This window comes from Halobacillus sp. Marseille-Q1614 (genome assembly GCF_902809865.1).
GTDB lineage: Bacteria > Bacillota > Bacilli > Bacillales > Halobacillaceae > Halobacillus_A.
In genome coordinates, this window is record NZ_CADDWH010000001.1 from 332,051 (window position 1) to 348,366 (window position 16,316).

The 16,316-nt window shown below is 40.6% G+C and carries 18 protein-coding genes; 13 read left to right on the forward strand and 5 right to left on the reverse strand.

The window, feature by feature from the left end:
* Positions 1-121 precede the first annotated feature (121 nt).
* Both nagA and HUS26_RS01610 read left to right on the forward strand, forming a co-directional pair.
* A complete protein-coding gene (gene nagA, locus HUS26_RS01605; protein WP_173915492.1) occupies positions 122-1,315 on the forward strand; it encodes an N-acetylglucosamine-6-phosphate deacetylase in 1,194 nt (397 codons plus the stop codon).
* Positions 1,316-1,318: 3 nt separating this feature from the next.
* A complete protein-coding gene (locus HUS26_RS01610; RefSeq protein WP_173915493.1) occupies positions 1,319-2,044 on the forward strand; it encodes a GntR family transcriptional regulator in 726 nt (241 codons plus the stop codon).
* 44 nt (positions 2,045-2,088) lie between these two features.
* Here HUS26_RS01610 and HUS26_RS01615 read toward each other — a convergent pair whose 3' ends face one another.
* Positions 2,089-2,883: an IclR family transcriptional regulator gene (locus tag HUS26_RS01615; RefSeq protein ID WP_173915494.1), complete on the reverse strand. Its 795-nt coding sequence runs from the start codon at positions 2,881-2,883 to the stop codon at positions 2,089-2,091.
* Between the two features lie 252 nt (positions 2,884-3,135).
* Here HUS26_RS01615 and kduI point away from each other — a divergent pair, with 252 nt between their 5' ends.
* The 11 genes from kduI to HUS26_RS01670 all read left to right on the forward strand — a co-directional run bounded on the left by kduI (position 3,136) and on the right by HUS26_RS01670 (position 13,052).
* The gene (kduI, locus tag HUS26_RS01620) at positions 3,136-3,969 is read left to right on the forward strand and encodes a 5-dehydro-4-deoxy-D-glucuronate isomerase (RefSeq protein WP_173915495.1); all 834 of its coding nucleotides are present in this window, start codon (positions 3,136-3,138) and stop codon (positions 3,967-3,969) included.
* A 57-nt stretch (positions 3,970-4,026) separates the two neighbouring features.
* Positions 4,027-4,977 carry a sugar kinase gene (locus HUS26_RS01625; protein ID WP_173915496.1) on the forward strand — a complete coding sequence of 317 codons (951 nt, stop codon included), beginning with the start codon at positions 4,027-4,029 and terminating at the stop codon, positions 4,975-4,977.
* Positions 4,978-4,991: 14 nt separating this feature from the next.
* A complete protein-coding gene (locus HUS26_RS01630) occupies positions 4,992-5,603 on the forward strand; it encodes a bifunctional 2-keto-4-hydroxyglutarate aldolase/2-keto-3-deoxy-6-phosphogluconate aldolase (protein ID WP_173915497.1) in 612 nt (203 codons plus the stop codon).
* Between the two features lie 154 nt (positions 5,604-5,757).
* Positions 5,758-6,414 (forward strand): carboxymuconolactone decarboxylase family protein, encoded by a 657-nt coding sequence (locus HUS26_RS01635; RefSeq protein ID WP_173915498.1) that lies wholly within the window; start codon positions 5,758-5,760, stop codon positions 6,412-6,414.
* A gap of 193 nt (positions 6,415-6,607) precedes the next feature.
* Positions 6,608-8,668: a BglG family transcription antiterminator gene (locus HUS26_RS01640; RefSeq protein WP_173915499.1), complete on the forward strand. Its 2,061-nt coding sequence runs from the start codon at positions 6,608-6,610 to the stop codon at positions 8,666-8,668.
* A gap of 35 nt (positions 8,669-8,703) precedes the next feature.
* The gene (locus HUS26_RS01645; protein ID WP_173915500.1) at positions 8,704-9,189 is read left to right on the forward strand and encodes a PTS sugar transporter subunit IIA; all 486 of its coding nucleotides are present in this window, start codon (positions 8,704-8,706) and stop codon (positions 9,187-9,189) included.
* Complete coding sequence (locus HUS26_RS01650) at positions 9,190-9,474, forward strand: PTS sugar transporter subunit IIB (protein WP_082233249.1); 285 nt, start codon at positions 9,190-9,192, stop codon at positions 9,472-9,474. It begins immediately after the preceding gene.
* Positions 9,475-9,513: 39 nt separating this feature from the next.
* The gene (locus tag HUS26_RS01655; protein WP_173915501.1) at positions 9,514-10,773 is read left to right on the forward strand and encodes a galactitol-specific PTS transporter subunit IIC; all 1,260 of its coding nucleotides are present in this window, start codon (positions 9,514-9,516) and stop codon (positions 10,771-10,773) included.
* A 17-nt stretch (positions 10,774-10,790) separates the two neighbouring features.
* Positions 10,791-11,822: a zinc-binding dehydrogenase gene (locus HUS26_RS01660; RefSeq protein ID WP_173915502.1), complete on the forward strand. Its 1,032-nt coding sequence runs from the start codon at positions 10,791-10,793 to the stop codon at positions 11,820-11,822.
* 17 nt (positions 11,823-11,839) lie between these two features.
* On the forward strand, positions 11,840-11,986 hold the full coding sequence (locus tag HUS26_RS01665) for a hypothetical protein (protein ID WP_173915503.1): 147 nt from the start codon (positions 11,840-11,842) through the stop codon (positions 11,984-11,986).
* 19 nt (positions 11,987-12,005) lie between these two features.
* Positions 12,006-13,052, forward strand: coding sequence for a galactitol-1-phosphate 5-dehydrogenase (locus HUS26_RS01670; RefSeq protein ID WP_173915504.1), 1,047 nt, complete (start codon positions 12,006-12,008; stop codon positions 13,050-13,052).
* Between the two features lie 143 nt (positions 13,053-13,195).
* Here the strand turns inward: HUS26_RS01670 and HUS26_RS01675 are convergent, their stop codons facing one another.
* From HUS26_RS01675 to HUS26_RS01690, 4 genes are all read right to left on the reverse strand, one after another.
* Positions 13,196-13,543, reverse strand: coding sequence for a general stress protein (locus tag HUS26_RS01675; protein ID WP_173915505.1), 348 nt, complete (start codon positions 13,541-13,543; stop codon positions 13,196-13,198).
* An 88-nt stretch (positions 13,544-13,631) separates the two neighbouring features.
* Positions 13,632-13,832: a hypothetical protein gene (locus HUS26_RS01680; RefSeq protein WP_173915506.1), complete on the reverse strand. Its 201-nt coding sequence runs from the start codon at positions 13,830-13,832 to the stop codon at positions 13,632-13,634.
* Between the two features lie 23 nt (positions 13,833-13,855).
* Positions 13,856-14,878 (reverse strand): AimR family lysis-lysogeny pheromone receptor, encoded by a 1,023-nt coding sequence (locus HUS26_RS01685; RefSeq protein ID WP_173915507.1) that lies wholly within the window; start codon positions 14,876-14,878, stop codon positions 13,856-13,858.
* Between the two features lie 135 nt (positions 14,879-15,013).
* Positions 15,014-16,045 carry an AimR family lysis-lysogeny pheromone receptor gene (locus HUS26_RS01690; RefSeq protein WP_217424723.1) on the reverse strand — a complete coding sequence of 344 codons (1,032 nt, stop codon included), beginning with the start codon at positions 16,043-16,045 and terminating at the stop codon, positions 15,014-15,016.
* Positions 16,046-16,316 lie beyond the last annotated feature (271 nt).

Consider the following 16,316-nt stretch of genomic DNA (forward strand, 5'->3'; position numbering starts at 1 on the left):
ATCAATTAATATCAACAAAGTTCAATTGTAAAATAGTAAAATTATCGGTATAGACAACTATATGCCGTAATGATAAAGTGCTAATAAGTTAAGTGTTTTCAAAGTGCTGAAGGAGGATATTATGTCGGATACAATTGAATTAACGGATCTTACTATTGTTACAGAGTCTGGAACTCTTTCTTCTGGATCTTTGCTTGTGAAAAACGGAAAGATAGCTGCGATTTCTCCTAATTTTATTGGTGGAGCGGATACAACTATTAATGGTAAAGGGGGAAAATGGACGCTAATGCCCGGATTCATTGATGTTCATATTCATGGGGCAGCTGGCTGGGACGTTATGGACGCTAGCTTTGAAGCAATAGAAGGAATGGCAAAGTCTCTGCCCTCGGAGGGGACCACAAGCTTTTTTGCAACAACGATGACTCAGTCTGAAGAGAACATTACGAAGGCAGTAAAAAATGCAGGGGAGTATATAAAGCAGCAAACCTTTGATGGCCAAGCCCAAGTTCTCGGGATTCATCTGGAGGGACCTTTCATTTCCAGAAGTAAAGCTGGTGCGCAGCCGAAAGAGCATATCAGTAAGCCGTCTGTTTCTCTGTTTGATAAGTGGCAGGAGGAAAGTAGGAATACTATTCAACTGATTACATTAGCTCCGGAGGAAGAAGGGGGCCTTGACCTCATTCAGCACCTAACGAATCAAGGGGTTACTGTGTCAATCGGACACAGTCAAGCGACCTTTCATCAAGTTTCAGAAGCAGTACATAATGGAGCTCGCCATATAACCCACCTTTTTAACCAAATGAGCGTGTTCCATCACCGAGAACCGGGAATTGTTGGAGCAGCCCTATTAAATGATCAGCTGATGACAGAAATGATTGTAGATCACATCCATATACGGCCTGAAGCCGTTAAGCTGGCTTATCAGCAAATCAAAGCTGATCGAACGATTCTTATTACCGATTCGATGAGAGCAAAACATCTGCCTGAAGGGGAGTATGAATTAGGAGGTCAGCCTGTAAAAGTTAAGGGGAAAGAAGCGCGCTTAAATGATGGCGCACTGGCTGGAAGCATTCTGACGATGGATGAAGCAGCCCGTAATATGAAAAACAATATAAATGTACCGCTCGAAGACTTGGCGAAAATCACATCAGGTAACGCAGCTGCACAGTTCAAAGTTAATGACCGTAAAGGTTCTATAGCGGTTGGGAAAGATGCAGACCTAGTAGTGCTTGACGAGGATTTTCAGGTGGTTATGACTTTATGTAATGGCGTGGTTGCTTTTGAACGTGAGCAGGCTATTGAGAGGAGCAAATGATGTATGATTGATAAGAAGTCACCACTCCCAATGTATTACCAAATTGAAGAAGATATAAAGAGAAGGATATCAACTGAAGAGTACAGCCCTTCTGATATGATTCCATCTGAACGTGAACTTTCTGAAACTTACCAAGTTAGTCGAATGACGGTAAGGCAGGCTGTCACAAACATGGTTAATGAAGGGGTTTTATACAGAGAGAAGGGGAGAGGAACCTTCGTTGCGGACAAAAAAATTGAGCAGCCGCTTCAAGGCTTAACAAGTTTTACTGAAGATATGAAAGCACGAGGCATGACGGCAAGCAGTAAGCTGCTGGTATTCGAAAAAATAAGTGCATCTCCAGAAATCGCACGGAAGCTCGGTATTAATCAAGATGATTCAATTTTTCAGATTCAGAGGATTCGCTACGCGGATGGAAAGCCAATGGCGATCGAAAATTCATTTCTGCCTGAGTCATTGCTTCCAGGGTTAGATGAACAAATCGTCCAGGGCTCGATCTATGAATATGTTGAAGAAACTCTGAAACAGCCCATTGGGAAAGCGAGTCAAATAATAGAAGCAACCATTGCAGATAAAAGCCAATCCGTTCTATTAGAGATGACGCCTGATTCAGCGATATTGCATATTGAACGTAACAGCTATCTTGCAGATGGAACACCGTTTGAAGTAGTGAAGTCCTCTTATCGTGCCGACCGTTACAAGTTCATCAGCGACATCCATCGAGCTTAAAGCTTTTACAAGTAATCTCCCTGTTATAAAAACAGGGAGATTTTTTACATATTCTGTCTCATCGATGGCACAAACCCGAGCCGATTAGAAACGTAACCATTAACCTTTTTAAGGGACTCTATAATCGTTTCTTTATTTTTAATCATGCGTTCTGTGGGGCCGGCGACACTTATGGCTGCAATGGCCCTGCCCGTATAGTTGAAAATGGGAACGGCGATACACGTAAGTCCAACTTCAGCTTCCTCATCATCCATAGAATAGCCGTTTTTCCTCACTTTGCTTAGCTCCTCTATATACTGCTTTGGATCAATTATTGTTTTCTCCGTAAATTTAGGCATTCCTTTTTCCGTGAGAACATGATCCACTTCTTCCAAATGAAAAGTGGAAACGATGGCCTTTCCAAGCCCAGTGGAATGTATCGGTTTGCGAGTACCGAGATCGGCTGTCGTTCTCACAGATTGATTGGCTTCTGCTTTATATAAGTACACAACTTCTCCTTTGTCATAAACCGCTAAGAAGGCCGTTTCGTTTAAGTCTAAAGCTAGCTGCCTTAAATAAGGAGTCACTATATCCACCAGGTTCCACTTTGTCAGACTCGACACTCCAACCTCAATGGCTTTTAAACCGACCTGGTACTTTTCTGTATCTTCTACTTGCTCAATAAACCCTTTATTTTTAAGAGCCTCCATAATTCGATGGGACGTACTTTTTGCTATACCAAGCTCTTGTGATATTTCCGCCAGGCTCACCGGGTTTCTTTTTGCAGCAATCAGCTCTAGGATTGTTAACGCTCGTTCTACGGCTGAGTTGGATTGAGATGAATTATCTTTATTTTTCACTTTTTCAACTCCTTATACACTGCATTAAAATAATGGAACGCTGTTCCTTTATTTTAATGTTAGTTCCATTTTAGCTGTACGTCAATTCCTTTTCCCACATAAACCGCTTTTTAAATAACTCAATAAAAGATGTTGAAATATTTTTAATTATTGATACAATGAAAATATGGAACGTCATTCCGTTTAATAACCAACGTTATTATTTTAGTGGTTAAAAGGCATGAATTAAAAAAACGATAAAGGGTGGTATTTATGCAAGTAAGATATGCAACGAATCCTAGAGACTTTAATCAGTATGATAATGAAAGAATCCGCGAAGATTTCCTGATTGAGAACCTTTTTGTCAGAGGGGAACTGAACATGGTTTATTCTCACTATGACCGCTTAATTGTCGGCGGAGCTATTCCTACCTCAACGCCGCTTAAATTGGATGATCCGGAAACTTTAAAAACAGAATTTTTTCTAGAAAGAAGAGAGATTGGAATTATTAATATTTCTGATCAGACTGGCAAAGTAACTGTTGATGGAGAAACTTACGAGCTGAATAAGAGGGATTGTTTATATGTAGGAAAAGGAAAAGAAAATGTTACAATAGAAAGTGCAGATGCTTCAGCACCTGCTTCTTTTTACCTCGTTTCTGCAACCGCTCACAAAGAGTATCCAGTTCAGAAGCTGACGCGCGAAGAAACAGTGGAAACTCATTTAGGGTCTGATGCTGAATCCAATAATCGTGTGATTTGTAAATATATTCATGAGGATGGACTTAAAAGCTGTCAGCTTATGCTGGGAATGACCTTCCTGGCACCAAACAATATGTGGAATACAATGCCGCCTCACGTTCACGATCGTCGAATGGAAGCTTACTTATATTTTGATATGGACGAAAGCTCAAAGGTCTTTCACTTTATGGGTGAACCAAATAACACCAGAAACATCGTAGTAAGAAACCAGCAAGTCGTTCTATCCCCTCCTTGGTCCATTCATTCCGGAGTAGGGACAAGCAACTACACATTTATCTGGGCAATGGCTGGAGAGAATTATACATTCACCGATATGGATCATGTGGATATGGAAGATATGAAGTAATGATTAAGCCTCTTCTTGGGGCTTAATTTTTTATCATCAGGTAAAGGAGAGGTAACAGTGAAAGATATCATAACGATAGGCGATGCAATGATCGCATTTGAACCTAATTCAACGGGCCCTATGAGATTTGCCAATCAGTTTCAAAAGAAAGTCGGCGGCGCGGAATTAAACGTGATGGTCGGCTGTTCACGCTTAGGATTAAATACCGGATGGATCAGCCGTTTGGGACAAGACGAATTTGGAAAAACGATTCGAAATTACGCCCGGGGGGAAGGAGTCGATGTTTCCGAGGTAGAATTTGTAGAAGGGCATCCAACTTCTGTCTACTTTAAAGAAATGATGGAAGACGGAAGTGTGCGCACCTTCTACTATCGGGAGAAATCTCCCACATTACCTATGGGGCCAGAGGACCTTAATGAAGACTATATTAAACAGGCAAAAATTCTCCATGTCACTGGTATATTCCCGGCAATTGATGAAAGCAACGTAGCAATCATTGAACAAGCTATTGCCCTGGCGAAAAAACATGACGTTAAAGTATCTTTTGATCCAAATATCCGCCTCAAACTATGGAGCAAAGAACAAGCAAGAGAAACGCTGGCCAAAATCCTTCCTGATATTGACATTCTTTTGGCGGGAGCAGAGGAAATGGATATTTTAATTGGAGAAAGTGATCCGGATAAAATTATTGAGGAAACCAAAAATCTGGGTATTCCCTATACAGCAATTAAGCTTGGAAGTGAAGGATCCGTTGGTTATTATGAAGGTGAAAAGTTAAAAGCTCCCCCTGTTCCTCCTAAAAAGGTAGTGGACACCGTAGGAGCAGGAGACGGCTTTAATGCAGGCTTCCTTTATGGATTTTTACAAAAATGGCCGCTAGAAAAAATCCTTCACTTCGCAAATACGATCGGATCAATGGTGGTCGGAGTCAAAGGTGATAACGAAGGGCTGCCATACTACGAAGAAGTACAGGTTTTACTAGGTGAAAAAGAATTAATAGAGAGATAGAAAGGACGAATTCCGTGAACAAACTTCATACTTTACAAACCTTGCAAGACGAAAAGCTGGTGGCTGTAATTCGTGGGGAAACAAGCGAAGAAGCAGAAAAAATAACTGAAGGAGCCTATGCCGGCGGTATTAAAATTATGGAGATAACTTATACTGTCCCAAACGCTTCGCAGCTCATTGAAAAACTTGCAGGTGACAAAGAACGTGACTGGGTCATTGGCGCTGGAACCGTGTTAGACGAGGTTACTGCTAGAATGGCAATACTAGCGGGAGCCCGATTCATCGTAGCACCAAACTTTAATTTAAATGTAGCCAAACTTTGCAATCGCTATCAAATCCCTTATATTCCTGGCTGCTACACGGTAAATGAAGTAGTTGAAGCAATGGAAGCCGGAGCCGATGTTATTAAAATTTTCCCTGGCAATACCATCTCTCCTTCGGGAATTAAAGCAATTAAAGGTCCATTGCCGCAAGCGAATATTATGCCATCCGGAGGAGTCAGTGCTGATAACTTAAATGAATGGCTTGAGAAAGGAGCAGTTGCTGTAAGTGTAGGCGGCAGCTTGTATAAAGACGACTTTGAAGACATTAAAGCTTCCGCTGAGGAGCTCGTTCAGAAATTATAGAAGTGTACCTGGTACCGGAAAGACTGATTTTGGTACCAGGTACACTTTTCTAGTTCGCTGGTACCAGGTACCAACAGGTTGAAATTCAATTCTTGGTACTTAATAGAACATTATGTAAAATGGTAGATAACATAAGGAAAGGATTGATTTGTAAATGAGTAAAGAAGTTCTCTACCAAAAATCTTACTTTGAGCGTCTCCCTGAATTAGGAGATTTAGCTCCGGAAGCCTTTAAAGCATTTGTGGAATTTGATCAAAAAGCTCTTGCTTCGGGCAAACTTACTGCAAAGTTAAAAGAAATCATGGCTATTGCCATAGCCCATACAACTGGCTGCCCATACTGTATAGAGGTTCACGTAAAGAATGCAAAAAAACAAGAGGTTTCTAAAGAAGAAATGTCGGAAAGCATTCTAGTAGCTACCGCATTAAAAGCAGGGTCCGCTATCGCTCATGCGGGAAACGCTCTTAATACATATGACGAGAACACGGATCCTGTTCTTTATAAAAAGCAATACTTTAACCGAATCAAAGAATTTGCCGATTTAGCAGGTGATTCTTTTCAAGGTTTTATAGATTTCGATCAAAAAGCGATGAAATCAGGAGTGTTAGCAGCAAAAGAAAAAGAACTGATCGCTGTTGCTGTTGCCCACACCACCGGCTGCCCGTACTGTATCGATATTCATACAAAAGGGGCTAAAAGCCAGGGAGCATCTAAAGAAGAAATAGCGGAAAGTATTTTTGTAGCTACTGCTTTAAAAGCTGGTTCTGCAGTAGCTCATTCCGTGAACGCTTTAAACGCATATGAAGATTAAGAGCTATTCCCTTACTTGCCACAGGCAGGTAAGGGTTTTTTTATTTGATATGATAATGAAATCAATTGAATGGAGAATTGGGAAATGGAGTGTAAATCACGATAATGTACACTAAATGTCCGTCTGATTGTGATGAAAGCGGATTCATAAATTTTATTTCATTGATAATATTAAAAACGAAGGAGGGATCAAGTTGACGCTTAGCGAACGGAGCAGAATTATTCTCGATGAATTGGTCATTAATCCGAGAGTTACAAGTATGGACTTAGAGAAGAAGCACTCTTTGACCCGACGGCAGCTTGGCTATAGTTTCAATAAAATCAACCAATGGCTCATGGAGAAAAACCTTCCCGTTATTGAACGTACGAGACAAGGCCATTTCATTATTGACCAATCTGTCTTTACTGCTCTAAATACGGATCAGGCAACAGAGCTTATTCGAGAAGCTGAGTTTCTGACAGAAGAACAGCGCATCTATTTTATTTTAATGATGCTTATGAGCAGTGAAGAAGAGATTTCCCTTCATCATTTTACGAGTGAGCTTAAGGTCAGTAAAAATACGGTTCTCAGCGATCTTAAAAAAGTTCAGTCCTTCTTAAACGATTACGGCATTTCCTTTCGCTATACAAGAAAAGCCGGCTATGTTCTTGAAGGCCAGGAATTTCAAATTCGCAAGCTGCTGATCAACGTTACCTATCATTTGTCGCAGATGACAGGCGGCAGCTACTGGATAAAGAAGCTGGGGAATTTAAAGCAGGAGCAGATTAATCAGTATGTAGGAAAAATAGAAAACGTAGAAAAGAATCTGAACCTTAAGTTTACAGATGAAAAGATAAGCACCATGCCTTACGTTTTTCTGCTGGTTTTAAGAAGGATTCATAGAGGCTGTCTCGTCGAATTCTCTTCCATTAAATACGAAGAACTTTCTGATACGAAAGAATATTTGGCCACAGAAGAACTTTTTCAGGAAACTAAAGAGATTCCCGAGCAGGAACGGCTGTTTATGACGCTTCACCTGTTAACAGCCAACGTTTACTGGTCAGAGTATTTAGAGAACAATGATGCTGTTCCTAATTTGCTGCCGGCTGTCGATCAAATGGTCCGCCAATTTGAGAAAAGCGCCTGTATCTACCTGCAGGATAGAGAACAGCTTTTGAGTAAGCTTCTGCAGCATTTAAAGCCGGCCTATTATCGAATTAAATATCAGCTTACAGAAGTGATTGGCATGCAGGATTCGTTGAGTAAGAAATTTAAGGAACTGCATCACTTGCTCAAAAGGTCTTCAGGACCGCTTGAGGAATTAATTGGTCAGAAAATCCCTGAAAGTGAATTAACATTTATTACTTTTCTAATTGGCGGATGGATGACTAGACAGGGAGACAGCATTGACGAAAAGGTAAAAGCGATCGTTGTCTGTCCTCAAGGAGTGTCTGTATCTAGACTGATGTTTAATGAATTGAGGGAGTTGTTTCCAGAATTTATCTTCCTCGATTCGTTATCCGTACGGGATTTTCTGAACTATAAGCTGGATTATAATCTCGTATTCTCTTCAACAACCTTAGAGACTGAAAAAAGTTTATTTGTAACTAAACCTTATTTAAATAAGGAAGAAAAGTATCGTTTACGGAAGAAAGTGATGCTGAAGCTGCACGGTTATATGGTGGATGATATCCATGTTCCTCAATTAATCGAGATTATAAAAAATCATTCTGTTATTAAGGATGAACGAGCGTTAACGAAGGAGCTTGAAAAATATATCCATCGAGAGGAAGATTCCTCAGTAACTCAACAAGTAAACAGACAGGAAGCTAATTTGAATGAACTAATAACCCCAAACCATATTACGATCCGTCATTCCATGACTTCATGGGAAAAGGCTGTTCAAGAAAGTGCCCGACCGCTGCTGGATAAAGGACAAATTGAACAAAGATATGTAGAAGCTATGGTCCATCAGGAAGAAAGGGATCCTTATATCATTATCGGCAAAAACATGGCCATCCCTCATGCCTCTCCTGATGAAGGGGTAAATGAAGTCGGTATGAGTCTTCTCCGGTTAAAAAAGGGTGTTTCATTCAATGAAGATTACACTATAAACTTAATTTTTGTAATTGCTGCAGTAGATAAGCAGCAGCACATTCATGCATTGATGCAGCTTATGAAATTAGCAGGTTCAGAAAGAGATCAAGAACGTTTAATCCAGACTGGATCTGTTTCTGAAATGCACGATATTCTATCAGATTATTCCAAAGGATGAGCAATAGTCACAGACACAAACGGGGTGAACAGAAAATGAGTGAATTATATTTTAATGAATCTATGATTCTATTAGATTTAAACGTTAAGACAAAAGAAGAAGCTCTGACAGCAATGGGGCAAAATTTAGTAGAGAAAAAGCTTGTAAAAGAAACATTTACAGAGGCTATCCTGCAGCGCGAGAAAGAATTTGCGACTGGCCTGCCGACCGCGGGTGTATCTGTGGCTATTCCGCATACAGATGTGGAGCACGTAAATCAGAAAACGATAAGTATCGCGGTATTACGGCACCCTGTTCATTTCGGAGTCATGGGGGATGAAAGTGAAACGACAGCAGTTAAAGTAATTTTCTTATTGGCAATGGATGAAGCCCATTCTCAATTGTCTTTACTGCAAAAACTGATGCAGCTGTTTCAAAATGAGGAAACGCTGAACAGTCTGGCATCTGCAAACGACAAACAGGAAATAAAAAAACTGGTAGAAGAAAAATTAAGCTTTTCAAATATTAAGGAGGAATTTTAAATGAAAAAGAAACAAGTATTAGTTGCATGTGGAGCAGGAATTGCTACATCTACAGTCGTAAATGGAGCTATTGAAGATATGGCTAAAGAAAATAATCTGAAAGTGGATCTCGTCCAAATTAAGATTTCTGAAGTTGGCGGCTATGAAGATACCGCTGATTTGCTTGTAACTACAGCCATGACGAAAAAGGAATATCCTTTCCCAGTGATCAATGCCCGATCTTTTCTAACAGGAATCGGAACGGACCAGACGAAGCAGCAGATTCTGGAAGAGCTGAAAAAATAAATAAAGCTGATTAACTTTTAAGTGGGGAGGACGAATAGTATGCAAGGTTTTGTCGATTTTATCCAGGGATTCCTTGACCTCGGGGCAACGGTAATCCTGCCTGTAGCGATTTTCCTATTAGGACTGTTGTTTGGGCAGAAGCCGGGAAAAGCCTTCCGCTCTGGCCTTACGATCGGAGTAGCTTTTGTAGGGATCTTTTTAGTAGTAGATTTGCTTGTAAATAACTTAGGACCTGCTGCCCAGGGAATGGTGGACCGCTTAGGAGTAGAATTAAATGTTATTGATGTAGGCTGGCCGGCGACTTCATCTATTGCCTGGGCCTCTGTAGTGGCTGCTTTCATTATTCCGTTAGGTCTTGTCGTAAACGTAATTATGCTCGTTACGAAAACAACGAAAACAATGAATGTGGATATCTGGAACTACTGGCACTACACATTTATGGCAGCGATGGTATATGCCGTTTCAGGAAGTATTGTGCAAGGGTTAATAGCTGCTGTTCTTTTCCAGATTGTCTGTCTGAAGGTAGCTGACTGGACAGCGCCAATGGTCAGTGAGTTTTATGAACTGCCAGGGGTTTCAATTGCGACTGGAAGTACAATCTCATATGCACCGGGAATATTTTTAGTCAACCTTTTACAGAAGGTACCTGTTATTAATAAATGGAATGCTGATCCAGACACTATTCAAAAACGATTCGGGATTTTTGGGGAATCCATCTTCATCGGGCTATTTTTAGGAGCAGCGATCGGTATTCTGGCAGGATACAGTACTGGCGATGTCATCGAGATTGGAATGGCGATGGCGGCAGTTATGGTGTTAATGCCGAGAATGGTAAAAATCCTGATGGAGGGACTAATGCCGGTTTCAGAGTCTGCTCGTGAATGGTTATCGAAGAAATTCGGTGACCGGGAGATCTATATCGGACTTGATGCTGCTGTAGCCCTGGGGCACCCCGCCGTTATCTCTACCGCACTCATCCTCGTTCCGATTACCGTAGTGCTGGCTGTCATCCTGCCAGGAAACGCACTGCTACCTTTCGGTGATTTGGCGACGATTCCTTTCATTGTTGCCTTTATTGTAGGCGGCGCAAAAGGAAACATTGTCCATTCAGTCATTGTAGGAACCATCATGATTGCTCTCTCTTTATACCTGGCTACAGATGTTGCCCCGATATTTACAGAAATGGCTGTAAACGCGGACTTCAACATGCCGGAAGGCTCGGCAAGAATTTCGAGTATCGACCAGGGCGGTAATTTAGTCAACTGGGTGATCTACAAAGTTTTTGCATTATTTAACTAGTAAAGGAGCTGCCAATTATGAAAGCGCTTGTTAAGAAAGAGCTCGGATTTGGGAACTTGGAAATTCAGGAGAAGCCAATACCTCAGCCCGGCCCCGATCAGGTGAAAATTGAAGTCAAATATGCCGGGATATGCGGATCTGATATTCATACGTACGAAGGTCATTATAAAGTAGCAGCTCCTGTTACCTTAGGCCATGAATTTGCCGGTGAAATTGTGGAAACAGGAGAAGGGGTCACCGAATTTAAGCCCGGAGATCGAGTCACTTCAGAAACGACGTACTATGTTTGTGGAGAATGTGAATATTGTCAGTCCGGTGACTATAACCTATGTAATTATCGAAAAGGGTTAGGCACCCAACAAGACGGCGGTTTTGCGAAATATTTAATTGCCCGCAAAGAAAGCGTCCATCACCTTCCGGACCATGTCGACTATCGCTCGGCTGCTATGACAGAGCCGTTGGCATGTACCTATCACGCAGTGGCCAAAACAACGATTAAAGAAGGAGACATCGTTGTTGTGATCGGCCCGGGACCAATCGGACTTTTCACTGCACAAGTAGCTAAAAGTAAAGGAGCTACTGTGGTGATTACCGGCCTTTCCAATGACCGCATCCGTTTAGAAAAGGCCGAAGAACTCGGAATAGACTACGCCGTTAATGTGCAGGAACAGGATCTAAAAGAGCTTGTGCAGAGCTTAACCGACGGGTACGGAGTAGATTTAGTTTTTGAGTGTTCAGGAGCACCGCCTGCAGCAAAGCAGGGGCTTGATCTATTAAGAAAGAAAGGCCAATACACCCAAGTCGGAATTTTTGCTTCCCCGGAGGTAGCGTTTGACCTAGAGAAAATTATACAAAAAGAAATTCAAGTGGTGGGCAGCCGCAGTCAAAAATCAGCAGACTGGGAGCCTTCCCTGGAACTAATGAATGACGGACTTGTAGATGCCCAGGCTCTCGTCACACATGAATACAAGATTGATCAATGGGATGAAGCATATGAAGCAATAAAGAGCGGCAAAGCCATTAAGGTGCTGCTCACTCCCGTGGATTAAGCGAAAAGGAGGATTCTATGGTAGACGCAATGCTGGACTTTATGCTCGGACCCATGCGCGGCATAGGTACCTTTTATTTCGAGCACCAAATGATATTTAATACGCTGATTGTAGGAATAGCTATTTATAAATTATCCGGTAAAAAGCGGACATCAGCGAACTAGCCGATAAAGGAGATGGCTTATGAAAGCATTGAACTTATATGCTGCTCAAGACCTCCGCTATGAAGAAACGGCAGAGCCGGTTATCGAGAATGAGAATGACGTTATTGTAAAAGTGAGGGCTGCCGGTATCTGCGGATCCGATCTTTCACGTTATAAAAAACTCGGACCATATGTAGAAGGAATGACCTTTGGTCACGAATTTGCAGGAGAAGTGGCAGAAGTGGGGTCTAAGGTTACACATGTAAAAGTGGGGGATCGGGTGGCTGGCTGCCCTGCTTATTATTGTGGAAGATGTGAAAGCTGCCAGAAAGGAGAACTGGCCAGATGCGAAAAGCTTACGGTAATTGGGGCCCGCCATCCGGGAGCATACGCACAACTTGTCAAACTTCCGGCAGAAAATATTATTCCGCTTCCTGATCATGTTGATTATGAAACTGCCGCCTTGATCGAGCCTTCGTCCGTCGTCGCACATGGATTTTATCGGACCCATATGAATCCGGGAGATGAAGTCGCGGTTATCGGATGTGGAAGTATTGGCCTCCTGGCCATTCAATGGGCAAAGATATTTGGCGCCAAAACCGTATATGCGATTGACATTCATGATAGAAAGCTGGCCGTTGCTAAAGAAGTAGGTGCAGACGAGTTGATTAATTCAAAAGATCAATCAGCTGATGAGCAGATTAAGAAGCTTACAGGGGGCCGAGGTGTTGATGTAGCCGTTGAATCTGCTGGTTCTCCTATAACATCAGCCCAGGTTTTTGCCTTGCCTAAAAAAGGGGGCGAGGTCGTATTTATGGGGATACCTTACGCAGATATTCAGATTGAACGCTACTATTTTGAAAAAATCGTTCGAAATGAATTAAGAATCTTAGGTTCCTGGAACGCGATCTCCTCTCCATTTCCCGGGAAAGAGTGGGAATCAACGGTTCACTATATGAATACAGGGCAGTTAAACGTAAAGCCGATGATATCTCATCAGCTCAATTTGGAGCAGGGACCGGAGATTTTTGACAGAATTATAAACCGGAAAGAAAATTACGTGAAAGTGCTGTTTCAGCCAAATTAGCTTTAAAAACCTTATCTATTTATTGGATAAGGTTTTTTATTGTCTTTTTTGAAACGAACACACGAATCACTCGTATTTTTCAAATGTACTTTAGCATAATTGGAACAAGCATAACAAAAAGCCTCCCACTTGGAGGCTTTTTGTTATGGTAATAGACTTTCGACATGCCCATGGTTTGTGACCATGAGAAGTACTTTTCCTTCATCTAAATCTTCTTCATATTCGGCCGCTTCTTCTTCTGAATAACCCATTGCCTCAATCTTTGTGCGTAGCTCGTCACCTTTCTTACTGAATATGTTGCTGATAAAGTTCTTTGTATCCTGTTCAGAGAATCCGATTGTATTTGCGTTTACGTTTTCTGCAATTCGATTTGTGCGGTCGTCATCGTGCGCTAGTACATAAATGTCTTTACTGTTTACCCCTTCATTCTGAAGCTTTTTGACAGCTTCCATGAGGTTTTCATCATTGGTATATTCGCGTGTAAAAGGCATTCCTTTCACTCCTTAGTATTAATTGACTTAACACTCCTTTATATACCCTGCATGTTTGAATAAAAAACTTTTCCTTTTCCAATAACTCTCAGCCCATCCCTGGGTCACCCGGGTCATCTGCTAACCTTTTAACATCACCCATTTCCGGATCGCCGGGATCCGCGGCAAGTTCAATTAATCCCATCCCTGGGTCGCCGGGGTCGTCCAATGTTTGAATAGATGAAGAACTACTAATTGCAGAGGCCATCATTATCAATGTGATCAGGATACTGGCTAACAGCTTTTTCATATAAAGCCTCCTAGAAAAAATTTTTATATGAGATGTTTCAAGTAATATTTAGGCAATAGGGCAAAGAAATGATCACCATTTTCCTGAATGAAACGCTGATGAGACTGGTGAAGCATTTTTTTGTCTTTCAGGGCGAGACCTAAATAGCTTTCCTGAAACGGCGTCATCCTCTTTAGAGATGTCAAAATTTGAATCGCTTTGTCTCTTTTATTACTAGCTAATGCTAAGTGAGCTGTTTCTATAGGGTCTGGGGTGGAAATATTATCGGTTTGCTGGTGGAAGGCGCAGATAAAAGGGATGGTGCGATTCCTTAGAGTGGCGGCATCTTTTAATCTTCCATAGCCATTCGCTTTTTTTAGAGCTATTTGTGCATTAATCATGGATAATTTAAATCCTTCAAATAGGTAACACAGCGACAAGTTATGATACATGGTCACTTGAGTTTCAGGAGAGAGGGTACAGTTAATAACTTTGTAAGCATATTTCTTCGCTAAAATCGTATTATTGGTTTTCCAGTAATGCTGGAATGCGAGCTCGTTAAACCTTAATTTCATATAATAGTAGAATAAAGGTTCTTTTATTTCACTTATTTGACTAAGACATTGGTCCATGAACTTATCCAATCCTGTAAATGTTTTCAAGTCATAGTAAAGATAAACGAGAGTGAATAAGTGCAAGCACTTAATGGAAGGGGGGCTGAAGCTGAGTTGTTCTAAATGGTTTAACTCTTTGGGTGTGAATCGTCTTTGCTTTCTAATTAGCAGTATTTTGTAGAGGAATGTTGTTTCTGAGGAGAATTGATCGGATGAGGTAAAGGTTTTTAAATCATCGAAAAAACCATTCATATACATGAATTCCAGATAGGCGAGTTCTTCATCCATGTTTACTGGAGGATTTGTCAGGCAGTACTGTTTTGTCATCTGAGTAGCTTTTTCTTTCGACGTAGTTTTAAGAAACTGGTGGTAAATTTCGTATAAAAATGAAAAGTTCTTCATTTGAATGCCGGCAAATTGTTCTGGTTCTATAATTTTATGTTCTTGACACATATCTTCAACAACCTTTCATTTTAACTGATTCAATTATATCTAAGTACTTTTAGAATAGTAAATAGTTTGTAAGGGAAAAAATTGAATAAATAAAAAAATAATCCAAAAATTAAAACGTCAAAATGAATTGACGTTTTAATAAGCAGACTTTTTATATTTTTTAAGATAAATTAATGGGACTTTTGCAAAAAAATGATCCCCTAGATCGTATTTAAAACGCCGGTGTGCGTTTAGGAGTAATTCGTGATCATGCGAGGCTGCACCTAAATAGGTTTCCTGAAAAGGAGTAGGGTTCTTAATTTCACTTAGAATTCCATAGGCAGTTTTGTAATCATGATTAGCCAAGGCCAGGTGGGCGGTTTCAGTCGGATCTGTTGTCTTTACGTTTGCTGTTATTCCATGAAACGCACTGATGAAGGGGATAGTGTGGTTTTCGATCGATGAAATAGATGTTGTTAAAGAATGTTCTTTTGCAATATTTAAAGCCCTTTCTGCATGACTTATTGAGGTGCTGTACCCTTCATATAAATTGCATAAGGCGAGATGATGATACATCTTACTTAATTGCCGGCCTGGAAGGACTTTATTAACGTATTTATAAGCATATTTTTGAGCAAGGAGCTTATTATCGGTTTTCCAATAATGCTGAAAAGCAATTTCATCGAAACGAAGCTTCATAAAATAATAAAAGAGCGGTTCATTTACATTTCTTAGAGCAGCTTCACACAATTCGATATACTTATCAAAACCTGTGTACTGTTTTATATCATAGTAGCCGTAAACAATAGTAAACATATGGAGACAGTGCAGCGAAGGGTGTTCAAAGGACATGCACTCAAGCATCTCTACATCTTCTTTTGTCAACAGGCGATGTTTGCGCTTGATGAGCAGGTTGTACAGCCAGGCAGCTTTATTCTCAATAAAACTGAAGTTAAGCAGCTTATTCACTTCTTCAACGTAATCATTAGTATATAAAAACTCCAGATAAGCTAGCTGATCTTCAAAACTCTTAGGTTCATGCTTCATGCAATAATCGCGTGTGAGTGTAGAAGCCTTCATTTTTGAATGCTTTTTTAAAGACTGGTAGTAATATGAATAAATGTTTGATACAAAATTTATTTGAATTTTGGTAATGGGACTTGGCTCAATTACGCTATGGCACCCCATTCACGGCACGACCCTTTCTGCCTTTTATAGGCTAGATTAACTACATTTATTTCAATTATATACTATATTTTTGAAAAAATAAAAAAATAATCTTTCTTTACTTCGAGGTTAAATAGGGTGCTAAATGGCGAAGCCTTGATATCAAGGATTTTATTAAATTTTAATTTATATAATTTGTTTATTTACAATTAATTAAATGTAGAAAGTGGAAAATTTTAATAGGGGAAACGGTTTAATAACATTTAGCAAGTGGTACTAGTAATCCATATTC